Below are 22,883 nucleotides of genomic sequence, written 5' to 3'. Positions count from 1 at the left end.
GATGGACGGTGGGGACCTGACCTGGCTGATCGTCGTCGTGGTCGCCGCGGTGTGGGCCGTGACGGCCCTCGCGGTCTGCGTGTTCCGGGCGTTCTGGACGCTGCTCGCCGCCACCTCGCGGGCGGCCGTCGCCGCGCTCGGCCCGCTCGGCGCGGGCCGCGCGGACCCGCGCGTGGTCCCTATCGGCGCCGAACCCGCCCACCCCTCGTACTGGGCACGGCAGTTGTGGGTCGACACGGCCGGTGCCGTCGGCGCCGGCCTGAGGACCCCGTGGCAGCTGTGGCACCGGCACTGGATGAAGCGGGTGGTCGCCCGGCTGTTCCAGCGGCGGCGGCCGACCGGCGGGCGGCGCGGGGTCAACGCCTTCACCCGGACGTGGCTCTGGCTGGCGGCCCCCGGCACGGCGCTCGGCGCGACCGTCGCCGTGCTGCTCGTCGCGGTGCTGCACGCCGCCGCGCTGCTCCTCTTCGGGGTGTTCGTCGCCGTCCTGTGGGCCGGCTGGGCCGTCGCCGTCGGCGTGCTGCGCGGGGCGGAGCGGGCCCGGCTGCTGCTCTTCCGGATCCGGCCGGTCTGCCCGCACCCCGGCTGCCACCGGCCGGTGCCGCTGGCCGCCCACCGCTGTCCGCACTGCGCCACCGCGACCCACCGGGAGCTGCGGCCCGGGCGGTACGGCGTCTTCCGGCACACCTGCCGGTGCGGGAAGCGGCTGCCCGCCTCCCCGCTCACCGGCCGCGACCGGATCGCCGCCGAATGCCCCTCCTGCGACCGGCCGCTGCCGCCCGCGGCGGCGACCACCCGGGTGGTCCACGTGCCGCTGATCGGCGCGTCCTCCTCCGGCAAGACCATGCTGATGGCCGCCGTGGTCGCCGGACTGCGGTCCTGGGCGACGAGCGGCAGGCTCACCCTCGACTACGCCTCCGACGCCGACCGGCACGACAGCGCCCTCCTGGACCGGCGGCTGCGGGACGACGACTGGGCGCTGAAGACCCAGGGCGACCAGCGGGCCTGGATGATCCTCGTCGGCAAGGGCCGGCGCCGCCGGCTGCTCTATCTGTACGACCCGATGGGCGAGGCGCTCCAGGGCGCCGACCGGCTGCGCGAGCAGCAGTACCTCGCGCACGCCGACGGCGTCCTCTTCGTCGTCGACGTCCTCGCCGACCGGGCCGTGCGGCAGCGCATCGCCGCCGCCGACGGCACGGTCGCCGCCGAGGCCCGGCCCGCCGCCCAGGGGCCCGTCGAGACCTTCGACGGGCTCAGCGGCGAACTCACCGCACTCGTCGGACGGAGGGGGAAGCTGCCCGTGGCCGTCGTCGTCACCAAACGGGACGTGCTGGACCGGATCGCGTCGCTGCCGCCCGCGGGCGCCGAGGTCGACACCTGGCTGACCGCGCTCGGCCTCGGCGGTCTCGTCCGCAACTTCACCCACCAGTTCAGGACCGCCCGCTACTGGTCCGTCAGCGCCTTCACCGCCACCGGCACCGGCGCCCTCGACCCCGAGGGCCGGCGGGCCGCCGAGCCCGTGCTCTGGCTGCTCGCCCGGTCCGGGCTGCGGGTCGGGGCGCTGGTCGACGCGCGGGACGGCGGAGCGGGGGTGCGCGGCCGATGACCGTGGTCACCCCCCGGGTCGCCCGCTCCCGGAAGGCCGTCCTCGTGCTGCTGCGCACGGCCACCGGCCTCGTCCTCGCGGCGGCGGCGCTCGGCGCGGTCTACGGACTGCCCGGGCTCGTCGACGCGGTCGTCCGGCTGGCCGGGGACGTCCCCGCCCTCTGGGAGGAGCTGACGGCCGACCGCCCCTGACCTTCCCCGTCTCCCTTTCCCTCCCCCCTCCCCCCGTTCCCGTTCCCGTTCCCGTTCCCGTTCCCGTTCCTGTTCCTGTTCCTGTTCCTGGAGGACATCGTGACCGACCTCCCCGGCGGCGCCATGGCGAACCGCCCGGTGCACTTCATCTGGCTGCTCGACACCTCGTACTCGATGCTCGGCGAGAAGATCGGACAGCTCAACTACGCGATCCGGGAGGCGATCCCGGAGATGCAGTCGGTGGCCCGCGACAACCCGGCCGCCCAGCTGCTGCTCCGCACCATCACCTTCTCCACCACCGCCCGCTGGCACCACAAGGACCCGGTGGAGGTGGACTCCTTCACCTGGCAGGACGTGGCCCCCGACGGCACCACCAACCTGGGCGAGGCGCTCCACCTGGTCGCCGGGGAGCTGCGGACACCGCCCATGCCGGAGCGGGCGCTCAAGCCGGTGATCGCGCTGGTCTCCGACGGCGCCCCGACCGACGACTGGCGGGCCGGGCTGCGCGCCATCGAGGCCACCCCGTGGGGCCGGAAGGCCGTCCGGGTGGCCATCGCGATCGGCGCGGACGCCGACCGGGGCGTGCTCCAGGAGTTCCTGGCCAACCCGGAGCTGCGCCCGCTGGACGCCAACAGCCCCAAGCAGCTCGCCGCCGCCATCCGCTGGGCGTCGACGGCCGCGGTGAAGGCCGCCTCGCAGCCCGTCGCCGGGGGCCACGTGGGCGACGGCCCCACCAAGCCCGCCGCCCCCTACGCGCCGCCGGTCCTCGCCGACGACGACGAAGACGACGTGTGGTGATCCCCCTGGCGGACTGGGAAACACTCTGCGCGAGCGTCCAGGGGTTCGGCAAGAAGCGCAACCAGGACTGGAGCGTGGCGGAGGGCACCGGGTCGGCGGCCGACCCGCTGGTCCTCACGGTGGCGGACGGGCACGGCTCGCCCTCGTACCCCCGCAGCGACGTGGGGGCGCGGTTCGCCGCCGACCGGTTCGTGGTCCGGGGGCGGGAGTTCGCCGCCTGCCTCGGCGCGGACCGGCCCGGCGGCCGGCTGCGCCGGCTGCACGACTACGCCCGGTACGAACTGCCCGAGCGGCTGGTGCGGGACTGGCAGAACGAGGTGTGGGGGCACTGGCGCCGGCAGCCCGGCCCCGAGGGCGCCGACGCGCCCCGGGAGGACGTGCTGCGGCTGTACGGCTCCACGCTCGTGGGGGCCGTCCTGGTCCCCGGCCTCTTCGTCGCCTGGCAGTTGGGCGACGGCGAGCTGACGGTGGTGGACGAGGACGGGCGGGTGCGGCTGCCGCTCGCCCCGGAGCGGGCCGAACTCGGCGACGAGACGGCCTCCCTGTGCCTGCCGGAGGCCTGGCGGCTGGTCCGGGTGCACTGGGAGCCGCTGCCCGATCCGGAGCGGGGGCCCCGGCTGCTCGCGCTCTCGACGGACGGCCTGTCGAAGAGCTTCGCCTCGGACGCGGGGTTCACCGCGTTCACGGAGGGGCTGTACGAGCGGCTGGCCGGCCGGGGCCTGCCGGGGATCGCCGAGGACGTGCCGCGCTGGCTGGCGGAGGCGTCCCGGCACTCCGGCGACGACACCACCCTGGCGCTCGCCCACCGCGCGGAGCGGGGCGACGGCCCGGGGCCGGCCTGGGCGTCGGCGCCGGAGGCGGCGCGGCCCTGGGGCCCGGAGCCGGAGCCGGAGCCGGAGCCCGGGGCGGAGTCCCCGGCGGAGCCGGACGGCACGACGAACGACGACGAGGAGACGGAACGACGATGAGTGGCATGCTCGACAGCGGGGACACCCTGACGACCGACACCGGGGAGACGCTGGTCGTCGACCGTCTGCTCGGCCAGGGCGGCCAGGGCGAGGTCTACCGGGTGACCCTTCCCGACGGCTCCGCCAAGGCGCTCAAGTGGTACTACCCCGACAGCGCGACCCCGCAGCAGCGGCAGGTGGTCGAGGACCTGGTGGCCCGGGACTTCCAGGACGACCGCTTCCTGTGGCCGACCGCGTTCGTCGGCGCGGCCCCGGACCGCTTCGGCTATCTGATGGACGTGCGGCCGGACCGCTTCCGCGGGCTGCCCGAACTGTTCCGGAGGACGGTCACCACCAGCTTCCGCGAGCTGCTGACCGCGTGCCTGTACACGGTGGAGGCGTACCAGGCGCTGCACTCGCGCGGGATCGCCTACCGGGACATCTCGTGGGGCAACATCTTCTTCGACCCGGCCACCGGCGAGGTCCTGGTCTGCGACAACGACAACGCGGTGGTGGAGGGCGACCGGAGCGGCATCTCCGGCACGATGGGCTTCATGGCGCCCGAGCTGGTGCGCGGCGACCCGGGGGCGATGCCGGGCACGCAGAGCGACCTGCACTCGCTGTCGGTCCTGCTCTTCATGTTCCTGACGAACCACCACCCCTTCAAGGGGGCACGGGAGTTGGCGATCCGCTGCCTGGACGAGCACGCGGAGCGGAAGCTGTACGGGCGGGACCCGCTGTTCCTCTTCGACCCGGACGACCCGGACAACCGCCCGGACCCGGTGGAGCACACGACCGTGCTGGCGCTGTGGCCCCTCGTCCCGCCCTCGCTCCAGCGGCTGTTCACGCAGAACTTCACGGTGGGGCTGCGGGAGCCGTCGGCGCGGGTCCGCGAGTCGCAGTGGCGGGACGCGCTGCGGGCGGCCCGGGACGCGGTCGTGGAGTGCCCGAACTGCGGCCGGCAGAACATGACCGAGCCGGGCACGGCGACGCCCGGCACCTGCTGGAAGGACGGGTCGCCGCTGGTGCTGCCGCCCCGGCTGGTGGTGACCACCCCGCCGCCCCGGACGGAGCGGCACGTGCTGCTCGGGCGGGCGGCGCGGATCCACCGCCACCACCTGGCGGCCGAGCCGACCCGGCACGACTACACGGACGGCAGCCTCGTCGCCGAGCTGGTCGAGCACCCGCAGAAGCCGGGCCGGTACGGCCTCGCCAACCGCTCGGCGGACGCCTGGACCGGCACCCGCTCCGACGGCACCAGCCAGCGGATCGTGCCGGGCCAGACGGTGCCGCTGCGCTCCGGCCTGGAGCTCGAACTGGCCGACGGCGCACGGGCCGTGGTCCGCGCCCGCTGACCGGACTCCCGCGCGCGTGCGGTCGCTCAGCGAGCGCACGCGCGTGTCAGGAGTCTTCCGCGGGCTTCAGGCGGAGCGAGATGGAGTTGATGCAGTACCGCTGGTCCGTGGGGGTCGGGTAGCCCTCGCCCTCGAAGACGTGGCCCAGGTGGGAGCCGCAGCGGGCGCAGCGGACCTCCGTGCGGATCATGCCGTGGGAGGTGTCCGCGAGCAGCTCGACGGCCTCGCTGTCCTTCGGGTCGAAGAAGGACGGCCAGCCGCAGTGCGACTCGAACTTCTCCTTCGACGTGAAGAGCTCGGCCCCGCAGGCGCGACAGGAGTAGACGCCCTCGGTCCTGGTGTCCGTGTACTCGCCGCGGAAGGCGGGCTCGGTGCCGGCCAGCCGGAGCACCTGGTACTCCGACGGGGTCAGCTGCGCCTGCCACTCCTCGTCGGTCTTCTCGACCTCGTACGCCATCGTGCGTCCACTCCCTCAGTTCGCCAGGCGGGCCAGGATCTGCGGACCGAGGTCCGTGACGTCGCCCGCGCCCATGGTGAGAACGAAGTCGCCGGGGCGGACCATTCCCGCGATCGTCCCGGGGACGGCGGTCTTGTCGTGGACGGCGGTGACGTCGGCGCCGGCCGCGCGGGCCGCGTCGAGGATCAGCTCGCTGGTGACGCCGGGGATCGGGTCCTCGCGGGCCGGGTAGATGTCGAGGACCACGGAGGCGTCGGCGAGGGCGAGGGCGTCGCCCATCTCCTTGCCCAGCTCCTGGGTGCGGGAGAAGAGGTGCGGCTGGAAGACGACGAGGAGCCGGGAGCCGCCGGCGGCGCCGCGCATGGCCTCCAGGTCGGCGGTCATCTCGGTGGGGTGGTGCGCGTACGAGTCGATGACCTGGACGCCGGCGGCCTCGCCCTTGAGCTGGAGGCGGCGGCCGACGCCGGTGTAGGCGGTGAGGGCCTGGGCGAGGGCGGCCGGGTCGAGGCCCGCGCGGGCGCCGGCGGCGAGGGCCGCGGCGGCGTTGTGGGCGTAGTGGCGGCCGGGGACGGAGACGGTGAAGGTGTGCTCGGTGCCGTCGAGGGCGACGGTGACCTCGCTCTTCATCCCGTTCGGGACGATCCGGAGGATGCGGGCGTCGGAGTCCTCGCCCTCGCCGACGGTGACGACCGCGAGGTCCTGGCGGCCCTCGGCGGCGACGCGGCGGGCCAGCTCGCGGGCGCCGGCGTGCTCGCCGACGACGAGGGTGCCCCCGGGTCGGATCTTGGCGGCGAACTTCTCGAAGGACTCGTAGATCTCGTCCATGGAGGCGTAGTTCGCGTGGTGGTCGAGCTCGACGTTGAGGACGATCGCGACCTGGGGGTCGTACTTCTGGAAGCTGCGGTCGCTCTCGTCGGCCTCGGCGACGAAGACCGGGCCGGCTCCGTGCCGGGCGTTGGTGCCGGGGCCCGCGAGGTCGCCGCCGATCGCGTACGAGGGGTCGGCGCCGAGCTCGGTGAGGGCGACGGCCAGCATCGAGGTGGTGGTGGTCTTGCCGTGGGTGCCGGCGACGGCGATCGCGGCCAGCCCGTCCATGAGGGAGGCGAGCGCGTCGGAGCGGTGCACGACCGGGATGCCGAGCTCGGCGGCGCGGGCCAGCTCGGGGTTGTCGGCGCGGATGGCGCTGGAGACGACGACGGCGGAGGCGTCGTCGGCGAGGTGGTCGGCGGCGTGGCCGATGTGCACGGTGACGCCGTGGGCGCGGAGCGCCTCGGCGGTCGGGGAGTCCTTGGCGTCGCTGCCGGCGACCTTGGCGCCGCGCTGGGCGAGGATCTTCGCGATGCCCGACATTCCGGCACCGCCGATGCCGATGAAGTGCGGCCGTTCCATGGCGGCAGGGATGGCGGGTGCCATGTGGTTCTCTCCCCGGGTGTGCGTACGACGTGACGGTCCCAGCCTAGTGGCTGGGACCGGGCGGCCCGGGAACGCGGCGCGCGTCCCCGGACCGCCCGGCCGCGGCTACTCGCTGTGCGCGAAGAGCTTCAGGACGGGGACGCCGACCTTGTGGCGGGCGCGGGAGGCCCAGTCGCGGTGGAAGAACTCCTCCACGTAGTGCGGGGCGGTGAGGACGATCACCTCGTCCGCCTCCGCCTCGTCGACGACGGCCTTCATCTTGTCCAGGGGGTGGTCCTCGACCACCTGTCCGACCGCTTCGCAGCCGGCCCCTCTCAGGGCCCGGAGCGAGTGCTCCAGGGCCAGCTCGGCCGGCTCGCGGGCCTCCTTCCCCTCCGGTTCGTCGCCCTCCCGGGTCGCCTCCTTGAGCTCGCCCATGGCGACGTCGTCGATGGCGCGCAGCAGGAGATCGGCCTGGTCACCGCGCGGCTGCATCAGCACGATGAAGGACACGGTCTCGTCGCCGTGCAGGGTGGTGACGAATTCCACGTCCACGGACGTCAGGGGCTTCTCGATCATCAGAACGCTTGTGAACACCTCAGGAGCCCTTCTGCGGAAACCATCCTTCCCCGTGACCGCACGGGGACTGCGACTGTGATTGTGCCCAGCCGACGCTAAGCGGAACGGGAAATTCCGCCGATTGTCAGATCCGACGGTAGCGGCTGAAGAGGAAGCCGTCCTGCTCCAGCAGAGAAGCCAGCCCAAAGCGTGTCGGACGCGCGAGCGAGGACCCGTGGGCGATCCGCTGGGCGTCACCCGCCGTCATCGTCGGGGAGACCGTCAGGCACAGCTCGTCGAGCACCCCGGCGGCGGTGAACTGGCCGAGCAGCCGGGGCCCGCCCTCGGTGAGCTGCCGGCGCAGCCCGCGCTCGGCGAGCAGCGCGACCGCCCGGGCCGGGTCCACGGCGGCCCCGTCGCCGGCGAGGAGCACCTCGACGCCGGCCGCCCGGGCGGCGTCGATCCGGTCGGCGGGGGCGCCCGCGCCGGTGAGGATCAGGGTCGGGACCAGCGGGGAGGTGTAGAGGGGGAGGGCGAGGTCGAGGTCGAGCGAGGCGGTCACGACGGCGATCGCGGGCGCGGGGCCCTGGCCGGCGGCGGCGCGCCGGGCGGCGAAGACCTCCCGGGCGCGGGCGGGCCGGTACCCCTCCAGACGGACCGTCTCCGCGCCCACCACCACGACGTCCGCGAGCCCCCGGAGGGTGCCGAAGATCCGCATGTCGGTGTCGGAGGAGAGCGGCTGCGAACGGCCCTCGTGCTGGCCGGCCCCGTCCAGCGAGGAGACCATGTTGGCCCGCAGCCAGCGCTCCTCCCCCTCGGGGTAAGCGTAGGCGTCGGCCAGCTCGTCGAGGGACCACTCGCGGTCGGCCCCGGCGTCGCTGACCTGGGTCTTCGGGGCTGTCATGTCCGTCACAGGGAAGAGCTGTCGCATTCTCGCAGTCTGACACGGCGCTTACAGTGGGGAACTGTGTCGACCCGTGCCCTGAACGAAGCCGCCTCCGCAGCGGCGACCCCGCTCTCGCTGTGCTCGCGCGAGCCCCACGTCCCCGCCGACCGGCTGGTCGCGGAGATGGTCCCGCCGCCGCGCTTCGACTCGGTGCGCTTCGACACGTACCTCCCCGACCCCAACCAGCCCAGCCAGTGCGAGGCCGTCAAGGCGCTCTCCGGCTTCGCCGAGTCCCTCGGCGGGGCGCACGCCACCGGCGCCGGCAAGCGCCGCTGGTTCGCCCGCAAGCCCGCCGCCCCGGCCGCCCCGCGCGGGGTCTACCTCGACGGCGGCTACGGCGTCGGCAAGACCCACCTGCTCGCCTCGCTCTGGCACGCCACGCCCGCCGAGCCCGCGCTGAAGGCGTTCGGCACCTTCGTGGAGCTGACGAACCTGGTCGGCGCGCTCGGCTTCCAGCAGACGGTGCGGACGCTGAGCGGACACCGCCTCCTCTGCATCGACGAGTTCGAGCTGGACGACCCGGGCGACACCGTGCTCGTCTCCAGCCTGCTCGGCAAGCTGGTCGAGTCCGGCGTGGCGCTCGCCGCCACCTCGAACACGCTGCCGGGCAAGCTCGGCGAGGGCCGCTTCGCCGCCGCCGACTTCCTCCGCGAGATCCAGGGCCTCTCCGCGCACTTCCGGCCGCTGCGGATCGACGGCGAGGACTACCGCCACCGGGGCCTGCCCGAGGCCCCCGCGCCCCACTCCGACCAGGTGGTCACGGAGACCGCGTACCGCGTCCCGGGCGCCTCCCTCGACGACTTCCCGCACCTCCTCGAACACCTGGCCAAGGTCCACCCGAGCCGGTACGGCGCCCTCACCGACGACCTCACGGCGGTCTGCCTCACCGACGTCGGCCCGGTCCCGGACCAGTCGACCGCGCTGCGGCTCGTCGTCCTCGCCGACCGCCTCTACGACCGCGAGATACCGGTGCTCGCCTCCGGACTTCCGTTCGACCAGTTGTTCAGCGAGGAGATGCTGAACGGCGGCTACCGCAAGAAGTACTTCCGCGCCATCTCCCGGCTCACCGCCCTGGCGCGGGACGCAAAGGGGCTCCTGGCACAGTAGGTTGGGGCCATACCCGATCGAAAGGGATCCACCATGGCCACCGTCCGTCACGCCCACACCGTCTGGCAGGGCGACCTCCTCAAGGGCTCCGGCGTCGTCACCCTCGACTCCTCCGGTCTCGGCTCGTACGACGTCTCCTGGCCGGCCCGCGCCGAGGAGCCGAACGGCAAGACCAGCCCCGAGGAGCTCATCGCCGCCGCGCACTCCTCCTGCTTCTCGATGGCCTTCTCCAACGGCCTGGCCAAGGCGGGCAACCCGCCCACCCGCCTGGAGACCAAGGCCGACGTCACTTTCCAGCCGGGTGAGGGCATCACCGGCATTCACCTCACCGTGCGCGGCGAGGTCCCCGGTCTGGACGCGGACCAGTTCCAGTCGCTCGCCGAGGACGCCAAGAAGAACTGCCCGGTCAGCCAGGCGCTCACCGGCACGACGATCACGCTGACGGCCGAGCTGGCCTGACCTCCCGTCACCCTGTCGTCACAGGGTCGGGATTAGGCCACCCGAGGGCCCGTGGACCCGCGTCCTGGCATCACGCAGACCGCTGCGTGGTACTGAAAGCGGGTCCACACCTGTTCCGGCGGGAAGGCCCCCCTTCATGGCAGTGACACGACGTCAGATCCTGGCCCGCACCGGCGCCTCCGTCGCCGGGATCGCCTTCACCGGCGCCCTGGCCGACCTCTTCGCCGGCTCCTCCGCCGCCGCCGAACCGCGCGGCGGCTACGGCCCGCTCCTCCCCGACCCGGCCGGCCTGCTCGACCTCCCCGCCGGCTTCTCCTACCGGGTCCTCTCCCGCCAGGGCGACCCGCTCCGCTCCGGCGAGGGCACGGTCCCCGGCCGCTTCGACGGCATGAGCGCCTTCGCCGGACCCCGCGGCGGCGTCCGCCTCGTCCGCAACCACGAGAACCGCCCCGACGCGCCCCTCGCGGTCCCGCACGTGCCCGGCCTGGTCTACGACCGGGGCGGCAAGGGCGGCTGCACCGTCCTCGGCCTCGACGCCGCCGGCGCGGTGCTCCCGGGCGCGCCCGGCGAGCGCGTCGGCATCGCCGGCACCGCGGTCAACTGCGCGGGCGGGCCCACCCCCTGGGGCACCTGGCTGACCTGCGAGGAGACCGAGGACAAGGCGGGCAGCAAGGGGTACGAGAAGGACCACGGCTTCGTCTTCGAGGTCGACCCGGCCGACCCGCAGCGCACCGGGGCCGTCCCGCTCACCGCCCTGGGCCGCTTCGCGCACGAGGCCGTCGCCGTCGACCCGTACACCGGGATCGTCTACGAGACGGAGGACGCCTTCGACCGCCCCTTCGGCCTCTTCTACCGCTTCCTGCCCGAGCGCCCGCTCGGCGGCACCGGCTCGCTCCGCGCGGGCGGCACCCTGGAGGCCCTGCGGGTGCCCGGCGTGCCCGACCTCTCGGTCGTCCAGGAGGCCGGGACGGTCTTCGACTCCGTCGAGTGGGTGCCGGTGCCGGACCCGCAGGCGGTCTCGACGCCCATCCGCTTCCAGGACTTCGGGCGGGGCGGGATCACGCACGCGCAGAAGCTGGAGGGCTGCTACTGGGGCGGCCGCTGCGTCTACTTCGTCTCCTCCTTCGCCCGGGCCTCCGACGGCTCCGGCGCCACCCACTTCGGGCAGGTGTGGAAGTACGACCCGCACCGCCGGCGGCTCACCCTCGCGGTCGTCTTCGGCCCGGACACCGACCTGCAGCTGCCCGGCGAGTCCCCCGACAACATCTGCCTGGCCCCCACCGGCGGCCTGATGGTCTGCGAGGACGGCGACGGCGCGCAGCACGTCTTCGGAGTGAGCCGGCGGGGCGAGGTGTACGCGGTCGCCCGGGGGCGACAGGACATCGGAGGCCCCGGAGCCCCCGAGTGGGGCGAGTTCGCGGGCGTCACCTTCTCCCCCGACGGCGCCACGATGTACGTGAACTGCTACACCCCCGGCACCACCTTCGCCGTCACCGGCCCCTGGCGCTGACGCCCGGGCGATCCCGGGGCGCGCTCGCGGTCTCCCCCGATCCGGCGCAGGATCGGGGGAGGGCGAGCGGCACGGCGAAAGGGGCGCACGGTGGCGAAGAAGGACGGCGGCAGGAAGGACGACGGCCGGCGGGACGGCGGGAGGCACGGGGGTGCCGGGCCGGCCGCGCCGCTCGGCGACGCGCTGCGGCTCCCGCCGGGCGAGCCCGTCGACCTCTCCGCGTACGACCCCCGGGCCACCCCCCGCGCCCCGGAGGGCGGCCCCGACCGCAAGACGGCCGGGCGCGCCGCCACCGCCCTCCTCGCCCCCCGGCTCGCCGCCCTCCAGGAGCGGCTGTACGCGGCGAGCACGGCCGGCGACCGGCGCAGGGTGCTCCTCGTCCTGCAGGGCATGGACACCAGCGGCAAGGGCGGCACGGTCAAGCACGTCGTCGGCACCCTCAACCCGTCCGGCTGCCGGATCCACGCCTTCAAGGCGCCCACGCCGGAGGAGCGCGCCCATCCCTTCCTGTGGCGGATCACCCGGGCGCTGCCGCTGCCGGGCGAGATCGGCGTCTTCGACCGCTCGCACTACGAGGACGTGCTGATCGCCCGGGTGCGGGAGCTGGTCCCGCGCGAGGAGGTGGAGCGGCGCTACGAGGAGATCGCCCGCTTCGAGCGGGCGCTCGCCGACGAGGGGGTGACGGTCGTGAAGGTCTTCCTGCACCTGTCGTACGAGGAACAGCGCAGCCGCCTTCTCGAACGCCTGGACAACCCGGAGAAGCACTGGAAGTTCGACCCCGGCGACATCGAGGAGCGGACCCGCTGGCCCGCCTACCAGGAGGCGTACGAGCGGGCCCTGGAGCGGTGCTCGGACCCCGCCGCGCCCTGGTACCTGGTCCCGGCGGACCGCAAGTGGTACCGGAACTGGGCCGTCAGCACGCTGCTCCTGGAGCATCTGGAGGCGCTGGACCCGCAGTACCCGCCGGGCGGCTTCGACGTGGCGGAGTGCCGGCGCCTGCTGCTCGCGACCTGAGCCGCCGGGCCCTGGGTCCTGACGGGTGACGCGGCGCGCCGCGTGCCCGGGTCCGACGACGGGGCTTCATATCCGATCGGATAACTTCCGTTCGTGACCATTTCAGTACGTAATGTGGCGGCGCTCGGTCTGCTGGGCGCCGTTCTCGTCGGCTGCGGCGGGGGCGCCGACACCGTTTCCTCCCCGGCGGCGGGCGCCTCCCCCACGGCGGCGACGGCGAAGCCGACCGCGGCCCCGGGCCCGAAGCACGCGCGGCCGGCCCCCGCCGCGCCACCCACGATGGCGGCCGGGCCCCAGGGCCGTACCCCCGTCTACGAGCGGCGGACCGGACGCGGTGCCGAGAAGGTCGTCGCGCTCACCTTCGACGCCGACATGACCGCCGACCAGGGCCCCCGGGCGGCGCGCGGCGAGCGCTTCGACAACCCGGAGCTCATCGCGACCCTGCGCCGGCTGCGGGTGGACGCGACGGTCTTCATGACCGGCCGCTGGGCGGAGGAGTACCCCGACCAGGCGCGGTCCATCGGCACCGACCCCCGCTTCGAGATCGCCAACCACTCCTACAGCCACTACGCCTTCGCCGAGCCCTGCTACGGCCTGCCGACCGTCGCCGAGCCGGACATGGCGGCGGACGTGAAGCGCGCCTTCGACTCCTTCCGGGACGCCGGCGCCGTCAACGTCGTGCCGTACTTCCGCTTCCCCGGGGGCTGCTACGACGACGCGGCGCTGCACGCGCTCGCCCCGGCGCGGGTCACCGCCGTGCAGTGGGACGTGGTCGGCGGGGACGCCTTCGCGAAGGACCCGGACGCGGTGGCGGAGCAGGTGCTCTCCGGCGTCCGCCCGGGCTCGCTGGTGGTGCTCCACTGCACCCGCAGCGCCGCCCCCGCCACGGAGCGCGCGATCCGCCGGATCGTCCCCGAACTCCGCGCCCGCGGCTACCGCTTCGTGAAGGTCTCCGAGCTGATGCGCGCGGGCTGAGCGGCGCGCCCCGGGTCAGCCGGAGCAGGCGGTGCGCTGGGCCTCCTGCCACTCGCAGACCGGGCACAGGACGACGCCCTTCACCGACTCCGCGTACTCGGTCGGCTCCAGGCACAGCACGCAGCGCGCGTACGGGCCCTCGGCCGCCTTCGGCGGGCGGGGCGCGGGCTCGGGGGTGCAGAAAGCGCCGGATTCCGTGGTCATGACACCGAGGCTACTCCGGTGCGCACCCTGGACCGGAGCGGACGGGACTCACTCCAGGCGCGCGGCCGCCAGGCAGGACGCGGCCGCCGTCGCCGCGGCGGCGAGGACGGCGGCGGCGCAGGCGGCCCACGGCGGGCTCGCCGCCCCCTCGGCGGCGACCAGGGCGGTGACCGCGTGCTTCGCGGGCGAACCCGTGGTCACCAGGACCAGCAGCGAGCCCAGCAGCAGCGCCGCCACCGACCAGCCCGCCGCCCGCACGAAGGGGCGGGCGGCGAGCGCGCCGACCGCCCCGCCGGTGAGGGCACAGGCGGTGGCGGCCAGGACCCCGGCGAGCAGGGCGTCCGGCCCGCTCGTCCCGGCGTGGTCGCCGGTGGCCGTCACCGCGACCGTCGCGACCGCCCCGGCGAGCACCGGCCAGCCGGCGCCGGTGAGCAGGGCGGCCAGGTGCGCGCGGGACCGGCCGCCGGCCGCGGCGGCCACGGCGCGGGCGGCGGCCGGTTCCTGCGTCAGACAGATCCGCACCGACCAGGCGGAGACCGGCACCAGACCCGCCGCCGCGATGCCGAGCGACCCGAGGACGGGATCGCCCGGCCGGACGCCGACCGCGACGAGGGCCGCGTACAGGAGCAGCGGGGCGAGCCACCGCTGGGAGCGGAAGAACAGGGCCGAGTGGTACCGCAGCAGCGCCGTCACGCCCGCTCCCCCGCCCGGCCGGACTCCACCCGGTGCACGTGCCAGGCGGCGTCGAGCAGCACGCGGAGCAGATCGTCGGAGGCGGCGGCGTCCACCCGGAAGAGCGTGCCCTCGCCGGTCGCGGCCGGGACGGCCCCGCCGGGGAGGCGGTCGGGCAGCGGCCGGTCCCCGGAGGCGACGATCCGCACCGGGGCGGGACCGGCCGGGTGCGCCTCCGCACGCACCCGGCCGCCCTCGACGCGCAGGGTCGTGTCCGCCTCGCCCGCCAGCCGGCGCGGGTCGTGGTCGACGAAGACGACCGTGGCGCCGGCCGCGACCCGCTCGCGCACGGCGCGGTCGAGCTCCGCGCGGGCCCCGGCGTCGAGCCCCGTCCACGCCTCGTCGAGGACCAGGAGGCCGGGCGCGGCGAGCAGCGCCTGGGCGACGGCCACCTTCTGCGCGCTGCCCTTGGACAGGCCGGCCAGGGCGGTCCCGGCGTACGCGCCCGCGCCGAACCGTTCCAGCCACTCCCCCGCCCGGGCCCGGGCCGCGGCGCGGCCGAGGCCCTGGAGGCGGCCGAGGTGGACCAGATAGCCGAGGGCCGTGAACGGCAGGGCGGGCGGGAAGCGCTCGGGGACGTACGCGGTGCGGGACGGGCGGCCGGTGATCCGGCCCTCGGCGGGGGCGTCGACCCCGGCGACCAGGCGGAGCAGCGTCGACTTGCCGGTGCCGTTCGCGCCGGTGGCCCGGACGAGCCGTCCGGCGGCCAGGTGCAGGTCGACCCCGCGCAGCACCCACGGGCCGCGCGCGCCGTACCGGCGCCCGACCCCCGCGAGCCGCACGGGCTCCCGTTCCCTCACCGACGTCGTCATGCCGCCGATCCTCGCCCGGCCGCCGCCCCGGCGACAAGATCCGGCGGTCGGGACCGGCCACAAGATCCGGCTGTCGGACCGCGGTGGCAGACTTGCCGGGTGAGCAGCCACGACACCGACCCGAGCACCGAACCGAGCGCCGATCCCCGCGACGAGAAGCCGCAGTTCGTCCTGCCCCTGGTGGTGCGCATCGAGAAGGACGCGCCGCCGGCCCGTACCGACGCCCTGGAGACCGCGGCCCGGGCCGTGCTCCGGCTCCTGACCGACGGGCGGGCGGCCGGCGAGGGCGCGTGGGCGCGGGCCGTCGCCGACTGGGAGGACGCCCGCATCCGCAAGGTCGTCCGGCGGGCGCGCGGCGCGGAGTGGCGGCGCGCCGGGGCCCTGCCCGGCATCACCGTGACCGGCGCCGGGGCGGAGGTACGGGTCTTCCCGCCGGTGCCCCTGGACGGCTGGCCCAAGGACCTGGCCAGGCTCCAGGTCTCCGGCACCGACCTCGACGACCCGGCCGCGCCCGGGCCCGTCCCGGACGGTGCGGCCGTGCTCTGGCTCAACCCGGGGCTCGCGATGTCGGCCGGCAAGGCGATGGCGCAGGCCGGGCACGGCGCCCAGCTCCTGTGGTGGGCGCTGGACGAAACCGCCCGTACGGCCTGGCGGGAGGCCGGCTTCCCGCTCGCCGTCCGCACGGCGGCCGAGGCCGACTGGCCCGCCCTGGCCGCGAGCGGCCTGCCGGTCGTCCGCGACGCGGGGTTCACGGAGATCGCGCCGGGCAGCGCCACGGTGGTGTCGGCGTTCCCGGGCGTCCTGGACGCTCCCGGGGCGCCGGTGGCCGGGAACCTCAAATGAAGCTCTGAACCTCTTCCCTCCGGGGTTCGACCGGCGTCGCCGGGGTCATCACGTGGATGACTGAGGACCGAAGGAGGGGGACATGACGGAACTCGGCATCGGCATCGGCTGGCGTCCCGAGATCGCGGACGCGGTCGGGGAGCTGCCCGTCGACTGGGTGGAGGTCGTCGCGGAGAACGTGTGCGCCGGCCATCTGCCCGACGCGCTCGCCCGGCTGCGGGCGCGCGGCGTCACCGTCGTACCGCACGGGGTGTCGCTCGGGCTCGGCGGTGCGGACCGCCCCGACCCCGAGCGGCTGGCCGCGCTCGCCGCGAAGGCGGAGGCGCTGGGGGCGCCGCTCGTCACCGAGCACATCGCCTTCGTCCGGGCCGGCGGCCCGCTGACGGCGACCCCGCCGCTGGAGGCCGGGCACCTGCTGCCGGTCCCGCGCACCCGGGACGCCCTGGACGTGCTCTGCGAGAACGTGCGCATCGCGCAGGAGTCCCTGCCGGTGCCGCTGGCGCTGGAGAACATCGCCGCGCTGTTCTCGTGGCCGGACGAGGAGCTGTCGGAGGGGCGCTTCCTGGCGGAGCTGGTGGAGCGCACGGGGGTACGGCTCCTCATCGACGTCGCCAACCTGTACACCAACCACCGCAACCGGGGCGAGGACCCGGCGCGGGCCCTCGCCGAACTGCCGGTGGAGGCCATCGCGTACGTGCACGTGGCGGGCGGGGTCGAGCGGGACGGGGTCTGGCACGACACCCACGCCCACCCGGTCCCGGCGCCCGTCCTGGACATCCTGGCCGACCTCGCCGGCCGGGTCGCCCCGCCGGGCGTCCTCCTGGAGCGCGACGACCACTTCCCGGCGGCGAGCGAGCTGGCCGCCGAACTCGCCGCGATCCGCACCACGGTGACGACGGCCCGCCGCGCCGCACGCCCGGCCCCGGCCGGCCCGCTCGCCGCCCGCCACGGCGTCGGCGCCGCCGCCCTGCGCGCCGGCCGCGCCCTCACGGGTGGCGACGCCCTGCACATCGGCGCGGGCGCCCGCGTCTCGGGCGGTCCGATGCCGACCTCCCGGCCGGCCGCTTCGGCTCCGGAGCCGGGCCGGGCCCCCGTGGCCGGCGGCCCGGACACGGACACGGCCCCGTCCGACGGCCCGCTGGCCGTCCTGACGCGCCCCGGCCCGCCGGCCGGGACCTCCGGAGCCGCCGTGGCCGCCGACGAAGCCGAGCCCTCGGCGACCGGGGCCGCGCGGCAGCGGCTCGGGGTCGCGCAGGCGGCGCTGCTGTCGGCGCTGGTCGCGGGGACCCCGGTGCCGGAGGGCTTCGACGTGCGGCGGATCGGCGTGCAGAGCCGGGCGCTCGCCGCCAAGCGGGCCTCCGTCGTGGCGCGGATCGCGCCCGAGCTGCCGAGGATCCTCGGCGACGAGTTCCGGCCCGCCTTCCTGGCCTACGCCCGCAGACGGCCCATGCCCGGGAGCTACCGGCGGGACGCGCTCGACTTCGTCGAGGGGCTGCTCCTCGACGGGCAGCGTCCCGACCGGCGGGAGCTGACCCGCTGGTGGCGGGAGCGGACCGAGAGCCGGCCGCCCGGCCTGGTGACGCGTGCCGCCCGGCGCGTGTTCGGGGGGCGGTGACCGTCATGGACCTGCTCCTCCTGGCGCTCCACCTCGCCGCCGCGGCCGCGCTCGTCCGGCTGTTCGTGCTGGCCCGCCGCATCCGGGGCGGGGGCGGCGGACCGCTCCACGACGTCTACGAGGCCGCGTTCCTCGGCGGCGGCCCCGGCCGGGTCGCCGACACGGCGCTCGCCGCCATGCACCTGGACGGCCGGATCGTCATCGGCGGGCCCGGCGTGGTCGCCGTCGTCCACCGGATCGCCCACGACCCGGTGGAGCGGGCCGTGCTCGACACCCACGCGGCCGCCCCGAGCGGCTCCCTGCGCGGGTTGCGCCTCGGGGTGATGACCCACCCGGCGGTGCAGGAGATCGGCGACGCGCTCGCCGACCGGGGACTGGTGACCGCGCCGGGTCCCCGCCGCGCCCTGCGGCGCTGGTGCGTCGGTCTGGCCGTCGGCTCCGTGCTGCTGTTCCCGGTCGGCATCGCGGCGACCGTCGTCCAGTTCGCGGCGGACGGGCCCACCGTGCCGTTCTTCGTGATGCTGCTGCCGCTCTTCTTCGTCTGCTTCCTCACCGCGCTGATCTGCGGCACCGGCTCCACCCGCCAGGTGAGCACGGCGGGGCTCGCCGCGCTGGCCGCCTACCGGAACGCGTACGGCCACGGCGGCGCCAACACCGTCGCCCTCGGCGGGATCCGGGCGCTGCCCGACCGCGACCTGTGGGAGCGGCTGCGGAACGCGGCCCGGCCCGGCGGTCCGTCCCGCGGCGGCCGGAGCCGTACCGGGTCGTCGACGCACTCCTCCGACGCGACCGCCGCCGCGGCCGTGGTCGTGTGGTGCGCGGGCGCGGCCACGGGCGGCGGGGACGGCTGGGGCTCGGACTCCGGATCGGGCGGCTCGTCCTGCTCGTCCTCGTCCTGTTCGTCCTCCTCCTGCGGTTCCTCCTCCTCGTCCTGCGGCTCCTCGTCGTCGTCCTGCGGGTCGTCGTCGTCCTCGTGCGGCGGAGGCGGCGGCTCCTCCTGCGGCGGGGGCGGCGGCTGAGCCGTTCGGGTGGCGGGGCCGGCGGTCCTGCCGTACAACTCGATCATGGTCTGGATCCCGCTGCTCCTCGTCGCGTGCGCCGTGACCGCCGTCGCCTGCGCCCGGCTCTGCCGGGCCGCGGTGGCCGCCGGCGGGACCGGCGCCGGGACGCCCGGGGAGGCCGAACTCACCCTGGGCGAGGCCGCGTTCCTCGCGGGCGGGCCGCGCCGGGTCACCGATCTGGCGCTGGTCTCGATGCACCGGGCGCGCCGGCTGCTGCTCGCGCACACCGGCTGGGCCACGGTCGTCGACGGCTCCGGCGGGGACGAGCTGGAGCGGGCGGTGCTCGGCGCGATCGGGCCGGACGGCCAGGCACCGGTGCCCCGGCTGCGTCCCGCGGTCGCCGCCGCCCCGTGCGTACGCCGGATCGAGGAGGGTCTGGTGGAGCGGGGACTCGCGGTGCCGGGGGCGGGCCGGCGGGAGGTCGCGGCCGGGCTGCGGGCGGTGCGCGGGGCGTTCCTGCTGACGCCGGCGCTGGCGGCGGTCTCCGTGCCGCTGGCGGCGGAGGCCGAGAGGGCTCCGGCACTCGCCGGGTTCGCGCTGCCGCTGACGGCCGCGGGGCTCTGCTGGGCGATCGGCCGGCACCCGCGCGGGCGGTGGGCCTCGCACGCCGGTCAGCGGCTGCTCGCCGGGCTCTCGGCGGAGGATCCGCTCACGGCGCTCGCCACCCGGGGGCCGGCGGTGCTGGAACCGGAGCTGCGGGACGCGCTGGGAGGGCCCTGAGGGGAGGGGACGCCGGTGCGGCGCGCTCGCGCGCGCCGCACCCGGTGCCGGACCCGGTGTCGCTGGAGCGGCCGGCCATGGCGTGGCGGCCGTCTGATCTTCCGGGTCGAGGGGCGAACGCCCCGGCTGGGAGCCGGGGCGCCACCAGGTCGTGGGGCGGCCGTCAGGCCAGGCCCGCCACCAGGTCCGCGACGCTCTTGCGGCGGCCGGTGTAGAAGGGGACCTCCTCGCGGACGTGCATCCGCGCCTCGGAGGCGCGCAGGTGGCGCATCAGGTCGACGATGCGGTGCAGCTCGTCGGCCTCGAAGGCGAGGAGCCACTCGTAGTCGCCGAGCGAGAAGGAGGCGACCGTGTTGGCCCGGACGTCCGGGAAGCCGCGGGCCATCTTGCCGTGGTCGGCGAGCATCCGTCGGCGGTCCTCGTCCGGCAGCAGGTACCAGTCGTAGGAGCGGACGAAGGGGTAGACCGAGACGTAGTCGCGCGGGGTCTCGTCGGCGAGGAACGCCGGGATGTGCGACTTGTTGAACTCGGCCGGGCGGTGCAGCGCCATGTTCGACCAGACCGGCTCCAGGGCGCGGCCCAGCTTCGTGCGGCGGAAGAGGTTGTACGCCGCCTGGAGCTCGTCGCTCGTCTCGGCGTGCCACCAGATCATGACGTCGGCGTCGGCGCGCAGACCCGAGAGGTCGTACGTGCCGCGGACGGTGATGTCCTTGGCCGCGAGCTGGTCGAACAGCTCCTGGACCTCGTCGGCGTAGCCGGCTCGGTCGGCGGGCAGGACGTCGCGCAGCTTGAAGACGGACCACAGGGTGTAGCGGATGACCTCGTTGAGGTCCTTCGCCTTCTTACCGGCGTTCGGGATCTTTTCGGGCGCACTCATACGCCTATTCTCGCCCGTCACGAGGAGTGCCCCGCACCGGGGTGCCCCGTTTCCGACGTGGCGATGATCTCGTCCGCGACGGCGTCGGCCGCGCGGTGCGCCGAGGCGACGCAGGCGGGGATGCCGACACCGTCGTACGCGGCCCCGGCGAGGCGCAGTCCGGGCAGTCCGGCGAGGGCGGCACGGGCCCGGGCGACGCGGTCCAGGTGGCCGACGGGGTACTGGGGCAGGCCGCCGGTCCAGCGGGTGACGGTGGTGGCGACCGGGCGGGCGGCGAGGCCGGTGGCGGCGCCCAGGTCCTTGAGGGAGGCGGCGACCAGGTCCTCGTCGTCACGGTGCAGCCAGCTCTCCTCGCCGTGCCGGCCGACCGAGGTGCGGAGCACGAAGAGCTCGGGGGCGGCCTCGCCGACCCAGCGCCACTTCTGGCTGGAGAAGGTGGACGCCTTGATGGTGTGGCCGTCGACCGGCGGCACGAGGAAGCCGGAGCCGGGCAGCTCCGGCAGGTCCGCGCGGCGGAAGGCGAACGTCACCAGGGCCATGGAGGCGTAGGCGATCGCGTCGAGGAGCGCGGCGGCCTCGGGGGCGAGACCGCCGAGGAGGCGGGCGGCGACCGGCGCGGGGGCGGCGAGGACCACGGCGTCCGCGTCGAGGGTCCGCTCCGGGGTGACGACCCGCCAGCCGGTCCCGGCCCGCAGCAGCGCGGTCGCGGGGGTGTCGGTGAGGATCGTGCCGCCGGCGGCACGGACGGCGTCGGCGACGGCGCCGGGGAGGATGCCGATGCCGCCGACGAGGCCGGCGAAGGCGGACCCGCCGAGGCCGGTGGCCGCGCCCGCCGCGTCGGCGGGGACGGCGGCGCCGGCGGCCTGGACGGCCCGGACGGCGGCGGTGAGGGTGGGGTGGCGGCGGGCGGCCTCGAAGAGGGCGGGGACGGCGGCCCGCATCGAGATGCGGTAGGCGTCGCCGGCGTAGACGCCGCCGAGGAGCGGTTCGACGAGCCGGTCGACGACCTCGCGGCCCATGCGCTCGGCGACGTACGCGCCGATGGCGGTGTCGTCGCCCGGCTCGGTGGGCGGCAGCTCCAGGTCCCGGCCGATCCCGCGCAGCCCCTCCGCGGAGAGGAGGCCGGCGACGGCCGCGGCGTCGCCGGGGACGCCCATGACGTGGCCCTTGGGCATCGGGACGAGCCGGCCCCGGGACCAGACGGAGGCGGTGGTGGTGCCGGGGGCCTGGAGCCGGTCGCCGAGGCCGACCGCCTCGGCGAGGGCGACGGCCTCGGGGCGGCGGGCGAGCAGCGACTCGGCGCCCAGGTCCACGGGGGCGCCGGCGATCTCCCCCGCGAGGAGCTTGCCGCCCAGCCGGTCGCCCGCCTCCAGGAGGGTGACGCGCGCCCCGGCGGCGAGGAGCCGGCGGGCGGCGGCGAGGCCGGTGATGCCGCCGCCGACGACGACGGCGTGAGGTCCGGCGTGGGGTCCCGTGGTGTCCGCGTTCATGGGACCACTCTCTCAAATCGCCCGCCCGGTCCGTTCCGAGGCCGGAACGTGACCGCATCGCTACCGGGAAACGCAAACCCGCGGCGGGTCCCGTGCGTCCTAGGAGCATCGATTCCGGCGACCCTGGGGGGCTCGGTGCACGTTTCGGACAGGACGAAGAGGTCGTCCCGGCGCGGCAGAGCGGGGGCGGCGCTGCTGCTCGCCGCCTCGCTGGCGCTGACGGCCGGCTGCGGCGCGGACTCCGCGGACGGCGGCAACGACGGCAAGGCGGCCGCCGCGCAGGGCAAACTCGACCACAAGGGGGCGGCGGACGGGACCACGGGCGGCTCCTCGGGCGCGGAGGCCGACGCGAAGCCGGGCGCGACGAAGCCGGGCGGGACGCGGGCGCCGGCCGTGCAGCACCTGATCCGCACGGCCTCGCTGTCGGTGGAGGTCGAGCGGGTCGCGGAGACCGCCGGCCGGGTGCGGGCGGTGGCGACGGCGGCGGGCGGCCGGGTGGAGTCCGAGTCCACCGAGCGCGTCGACGAGCGGTACGACCACTCCACCCTGGTGCTGCGGGTGCCGCAGGACCGCTACGACCAGGTCCTCGCCGACCTGGCCGGCACCGGGAAGCTGCTGTCGCGCGAGGCGAAGGCGCAGGACGTCACCGACCAGGTCGTGGACGTGGAGAGCCGGATCGCCACCCAGCGGGCGAGCGTGGCCCGGGTGCGAACGCTGATGGACCGGGCCGAGCGGCTGGCCGACGTCGTGACGCTGGAGGGCGAGCTGAGCCGGCGGCAGGCGGACCTGGAGGCGCTGCTGGCCCAGCGGGCGTCGCTGAAGGACCGGACCTCGCTGGCGACGATCACGGTGAGCCTGAGCCAGCAGGAGCGGCCGGCCGCCGGGGACGAGGTGACCGACGACAGCCGCCCGGCGTTCGGCGACGCCCTGTCGGGCGGCTGGAACGCGCTGGTCGCCGTGGTCGCCTGGACCCTCGTGGTGCTCGCCGCGCTCGCGCCCTGGCTGGCGGTCGCGCTGGCGGCGTACGCGGTCTGGCGCTGGGGCGTCCGTCCGCGCCGCCGGGCCCGCGCCGCCGTCGCGGCGCCCCGGCCGGAACCCGTCCCCGCCGCCGTACCGGGGCAGGGGGCGCGGACGAACGCGGCCGGGCTCCCGCTGCCCGAGGAGGAGCCCGCCGGAGCACCGGACGAGGAGGGCTCGGCGCCGTAGCGTGGGCG

At 75.8% G+C, this 22,883-nt stretch carries 24 protein-coding genes; 15 read left to right on the top strand and 9 right to left on the bottom strand.

What is annotated here, in order from left to right; all coding sequences use genetic code 11:
* Position 1 precedes the first annotated feature (1 nt).
* From ABFY03_RS28585 to ABFY03_RS28565, 5 genes are all read left to right on the top strand, one after another.
* Positions 2-1,606 (top strand): TRAFAC clade GTPase domain-containing protein, encoded by a 1,605-nt coding sequence (locus ABFY03_RS28585; RefSeq protein ID WP_346171143.1) that lies wholly within the window; start codon positions 2-4, stop codon positions 1,604-1,606.
* Positions 1,603-1,797 (top strand): hypothetical protein, encoded by a 195-nt coding sequence (locus ABFY03_RS28580; RefSeq protein ID WP_319010793.1) that lies wholly within the window; start codon positions 1,603-1,605, stop codon positions 1,795-1,797. The genes ABFY03_RS28585 and ABFY03_RS28580 overlap by 4 nt, the downstream gene beginning before the upstream one ends.
* A gap of 123 nt (positions 1,798-1,920) precedes the next feature.
* Entirely contained in the window at positions 1,921-2,595 is a 675-nt protein-coding gene (locus ABFY03_RS28575; protein WP_031005315.1) for a vWA domain-containing protein, read from the top strand.
* Complete coding sequence (locus ABFY03_RS28570; RefSeq protein ID WP_346171142.1) at positions 2,589-3,563, top strand: protein phosphatase 2C domain-containing protein; 975 nt, start codon at positions 2,589-2,591, stop codon at positions 3,561-3,563. Before ABFY03_RS28575 ends, ABFY03_RS28570 begins: the two co-directional genes overlap by 7 nt.
* On the top strand, positions 3,560-4,897 hold the full coding sequence (locus tag ABFY03_RS28565) for a protein kinase domain-containing protein (RefSeq protein ID WP_319010795.1): 1,338 nt from the start codon (positions 3,560-3,562) through the stop codon (positions 4,895-4,897). Before ABFY03_RS28570 ends, ABFY03_RS28565 begins: the two co-directional genes overlap by 4 nt.
* Before the next feature lie 46 nt (positions 4,898-4,943).
* Here ABFY03_RS28565 and msrB read toward each other — a convergent pair whose 3' ends face one another.
* The 4 genes from msrB to ABFY03_RS28545 all read right to left on the bottom strand — a co-directional run bounded on the left by msrB (position 4,944) and on the right by ABFY03_RS28545 (position 8,235).
* Complete coding sequence (msrB, locus tag ABFY03_RS28560) at positions 4,944-5,354, bottom strand: peptide-methionine (R)-S-oxide reductase MsrB (RefSeq protein ID WP_319010796.1); 411 nt, start codon at positions 5,352-5,354, stop codon at positions 4,944-4,946.
* 15 nt (positions 5,355-5,369) lie between these two features.
* Positions 5,370-6,767 carry a UDP-N-acetylmuramate--L-alanine ligase gene (gene murC, locus ABFY03_RS28555; protein ID WP_346171141.1) on the bottom strand — a complete coding sequence of 466 codons (1,398 nt, stop codon included), beginning with the start codon at positions 6,765-6,767 and terminating at the stop codon, positions 5,370-5,372.
* 105 nt (positions 6,768-6,872) lie between these two features.
* Positions 6,873-7,343, bottom strand: coding sequence for an indole-3-glycerol phosphate synthase (locus ABFY03_RS28550; protein WP_319010798.1), 471 nt, complete (start codon positions 7,341-7,343; stop codon positions 6,873-6,875).
* Positions 7,344-7,449: 106 nt separating this feature from the next.
* Positions 7,450-8,235 carry a pyrimidine reductase family protein gene (locus tag ABFY03_RS28545; RefSeq protein ID WP_319010799.1) on the bottom strand — a complete coding sequence of 262 codons (786 nt, stop codon included), beginning with the start codon at positions 8,233-8,235 and terminating at the stop codon, positions 7,450-7,452.
* A gap of 36 nt (positions 8,236-8,271) precedes the next feature.
* On the opposite strand from ABFY03_RS28545, the gene zapE reads away from it, so the two are divergent.
* The 5 genes from zapE (at position 8,272) to ABFY03_RS28520 (ending at position 13,315) form a co-directional block, all read left to right on the top strand.
* Positions 8,272-9,357: a cell division protein ZapE gene (gene zapE, locus ABFY03_RS28540; protein ID WP_319010800.1), complete on the top strand. Its 1,086-nt coding sequence runs from the start codon at positions 8,272-8,274 to the stop codon at positions 9,355-9,357.
* A 33-nt stretch (positions 9,358-9,390) separates the two neighbouring features.
* On the top strand, positions 9,391-9,816 hold the full coding sequence (locus tag ABFY03_RS28535; protein WP_319010801.1) for an OsmC family protein: 426 nt from the start codon (positions 9,391-9,393) through the stop codon (positions 9,814-9,816).
* Between the two features lie 136 nt (positions 9,817-9,952).
* The gene (locus tag ABFY03_RS28530; protein WP_346171140.1) at positions 9,953-11,326 is read left to right on the top strand and encodes an alkaline phosphatase PhoX; all 1,374 of its coding nucleotides are present in this window, start codon (positions 9,953-9,955) and stop codon (positions 11,324-11,326) included.
* A gap of 90 nt (positions 11,327-11,416) precedes the next feature.
* Positions 11,417-12,340 carry a PPK2 family polyphosphate kinase gene (locus tag ABFY03_RS28525; protein WP_319010803.1) on the top strand — a complete coding sequence of 308 codons (924 nt, stop codon included), beginning with the start codon at positions 11,417-11,419 and terminating at the stop codon, positions 12,338-12,340.
* A gap of 93 nt (positions 12,341-12,433) precedes the next feature.
* Positions 12,434-13,315, top strand: a complete 882-nt coding sequence (locus ABFY03_RS28520; RefSeq protein WP_346171139.1) for a polysaccharide deacetylase family protein — start codon at positions 12,434-12,436, stop codon at positions 13,313-13,315.
* Positions 13,316-13,330: 15 nt separating this feature from the next.
* Here ABFY03_RS28520 and ABFY03_RS28515 read toward each other — a convergent pair whose 3' ends face one another.
* Genes ABFY03_RS28515 through ABFY03_RS28505 form a run of 3 tightly spaced genes read right to left on the bottom strand, consistent with a single transcriptional unit; the run spans position 13,331 to position 15,063 of the window.
* Positions 13,331-13,519 (bottom strand): hypothetical protein, encoded by a 189-nt coding sequence (locus tag ABFY03_RS28515; RefSeq protein WP_319010805.1) that lies wholly within the window; start codon positions 13,517-13,519, stop codon positions 13,331-13,333.
* 48 nt (positions 13,520-13,567) lie between these two features.
* Positions 13,568-14,212 carry an ABC transporter gene (locus tag ABFY03_RS28510; RefSeq protein ID WP_319010806.1) on the bottom strand — a complete coding sequence of 215 codons (645 nt, stop codon included), beginning with the start codon at positions 14,210-14,212 and terminating at the stop codon, positions 13,568-13,570.
* Positions 14,209-15,063 carry an ABC transporter ATP-binding protein gene (locus ABFY03_RS28505; RefSeq protein WP_346171138.1) on the bottom strand — a complete coding sequence of 285 codons (855 nt, stop codon included), beginning with the start codon at positions 15,061-15,063 and terminating at the stop codon, positions 14,209-14,211. The genes ABFY03_RS28510 and ABFY03_RS28505 overlap by 4 nt, the downstream gene beginning before the upstream one ends.
* A gap of 99 nt (positions 15,064-15,162) precedes the next feature.
* Here ABFY03_RS28505 and ABFY03_RS28500 point away from each other — a divergent pair, with 99 nt between their 5' ends.
* The 4 genes from ABFY03_RS28500 (at position 15,163) to ABFY03_RS28485 (ending at position 19,302) form a co-directional block, all read left to right on the top strand.
* The gene (locus ABFY03_RS28500) at positions 15,163-15,906 is read left to right on the top strand and encodes a peptidyl-tRNA hydrolase (RefSeq protein WP_319010808.1); all 744 of its coding nucleotides are present in this window, start codon (positions 15,163-15,165) and stop codon (positions 15,904-15,906) included.
* 82 nt (positions 15,907-15,988) lie between these two features.
* Positions 15,989-17,521: an MbnB/TglH/ChrH family RiPP precursor modification enzyme gene (locus tag ABFY03_RS28495; protein WP_346171137.1), complete on the top strand. Its 1,533-nt coding sequence runs from the start codon at positions 15,989-15,991 to the stop codon at positions 17,519-17,521.
* A 5-nt stretch (positions 17,522-17,526) separates the two neighbouring features.
* Entirely contained in the window at positions 17,527-18,540 is a 1,014-nt protein-coding gene (locus ABFY03_RS28490; RefSeq protein WP_346171136.1) for a TIGR04222 domain-containing membrane protein, read from the top strand.
* Between the two features lie 45 nt (positions 18,541-18,585).
* On the top strand, positions 18,586-19,302 hold the full coding sequence (locus ABFY03_RS28485; RefSeq protein ID WP_346171135.1) for a TIGR04222 domain-containing membrane protein: 717 nt from the start codon (positions 18,586-18,588) through the stop codon (positions 19,300-19,302).
* A gap of 163 nt (positions 19,303-19,465) precedes the next feature.
* Here the strand turns inward: ABFY03_RS28485 and hemQ are convergent, their stop codons facing one another.
* Both hemQ and hemG read right to left on the bottom strand, forming a co-directional pair.
* Positions 19,466-20,179 (bottom strand): hydrogen peroxide-dependent heme synthase, encoded by a 714-nt coding sequence (hemQ, locus tag ABFY03_RS28480; protein WP_319010812.1) that lies wholly within the window; start codon positions 20,177-20,179, stop codon positions 19,466-19,468.
* A gap of 17 nt (positions 20,180-20,196) precedes the next feature.
* Positions 20,197-21,669 carry a protoporphyrinogen oxidase gene (gene hemG, locus ABFY03_RS28475; protein WP_346171134.1) on the bottom strand — a complete coding sequence of 491 codons (1,473 nt, stop codon included), beginning with the start codon at positions 21,667-21,669 and terminating at the stop codon, positions 20,197-20,199.
* Between the two features lie 135 nt (positions 21,670-21,804).
* On the opposite strand from hemG, the gene ABFY03_RS28470 reads away from it, so the two are divergent.
* Positions 21,805-22,875: a DUF4349 domain-containing protein gene (locus ABFY03_RS28470; protein ID WP_346171133.1), complete on the top strand. Its 1,071-nt coding sequence runs from the start codon at positions 21,805-21,807 to the stop codon at positions 22,873-22,875.
* The last annotated feature ends 8 nt before the right edge of the window (positions 22,876-22,883 follow it).

Origin of the sequence: Streptomyces roseofulvus, from assembly GCF_039534915.1 — a bacterium.
Lineage (GTDB): Bacteria > Actinomycetota > Actinomycetes > Streptomycetales > Streptomycetaceae > Streptomyces > Streptomyces roseofulvus.
Note: the sequence above shows the minus strand (reverse complement) of the source record. Positions and strands in the feature narration are given on the sequence as shown.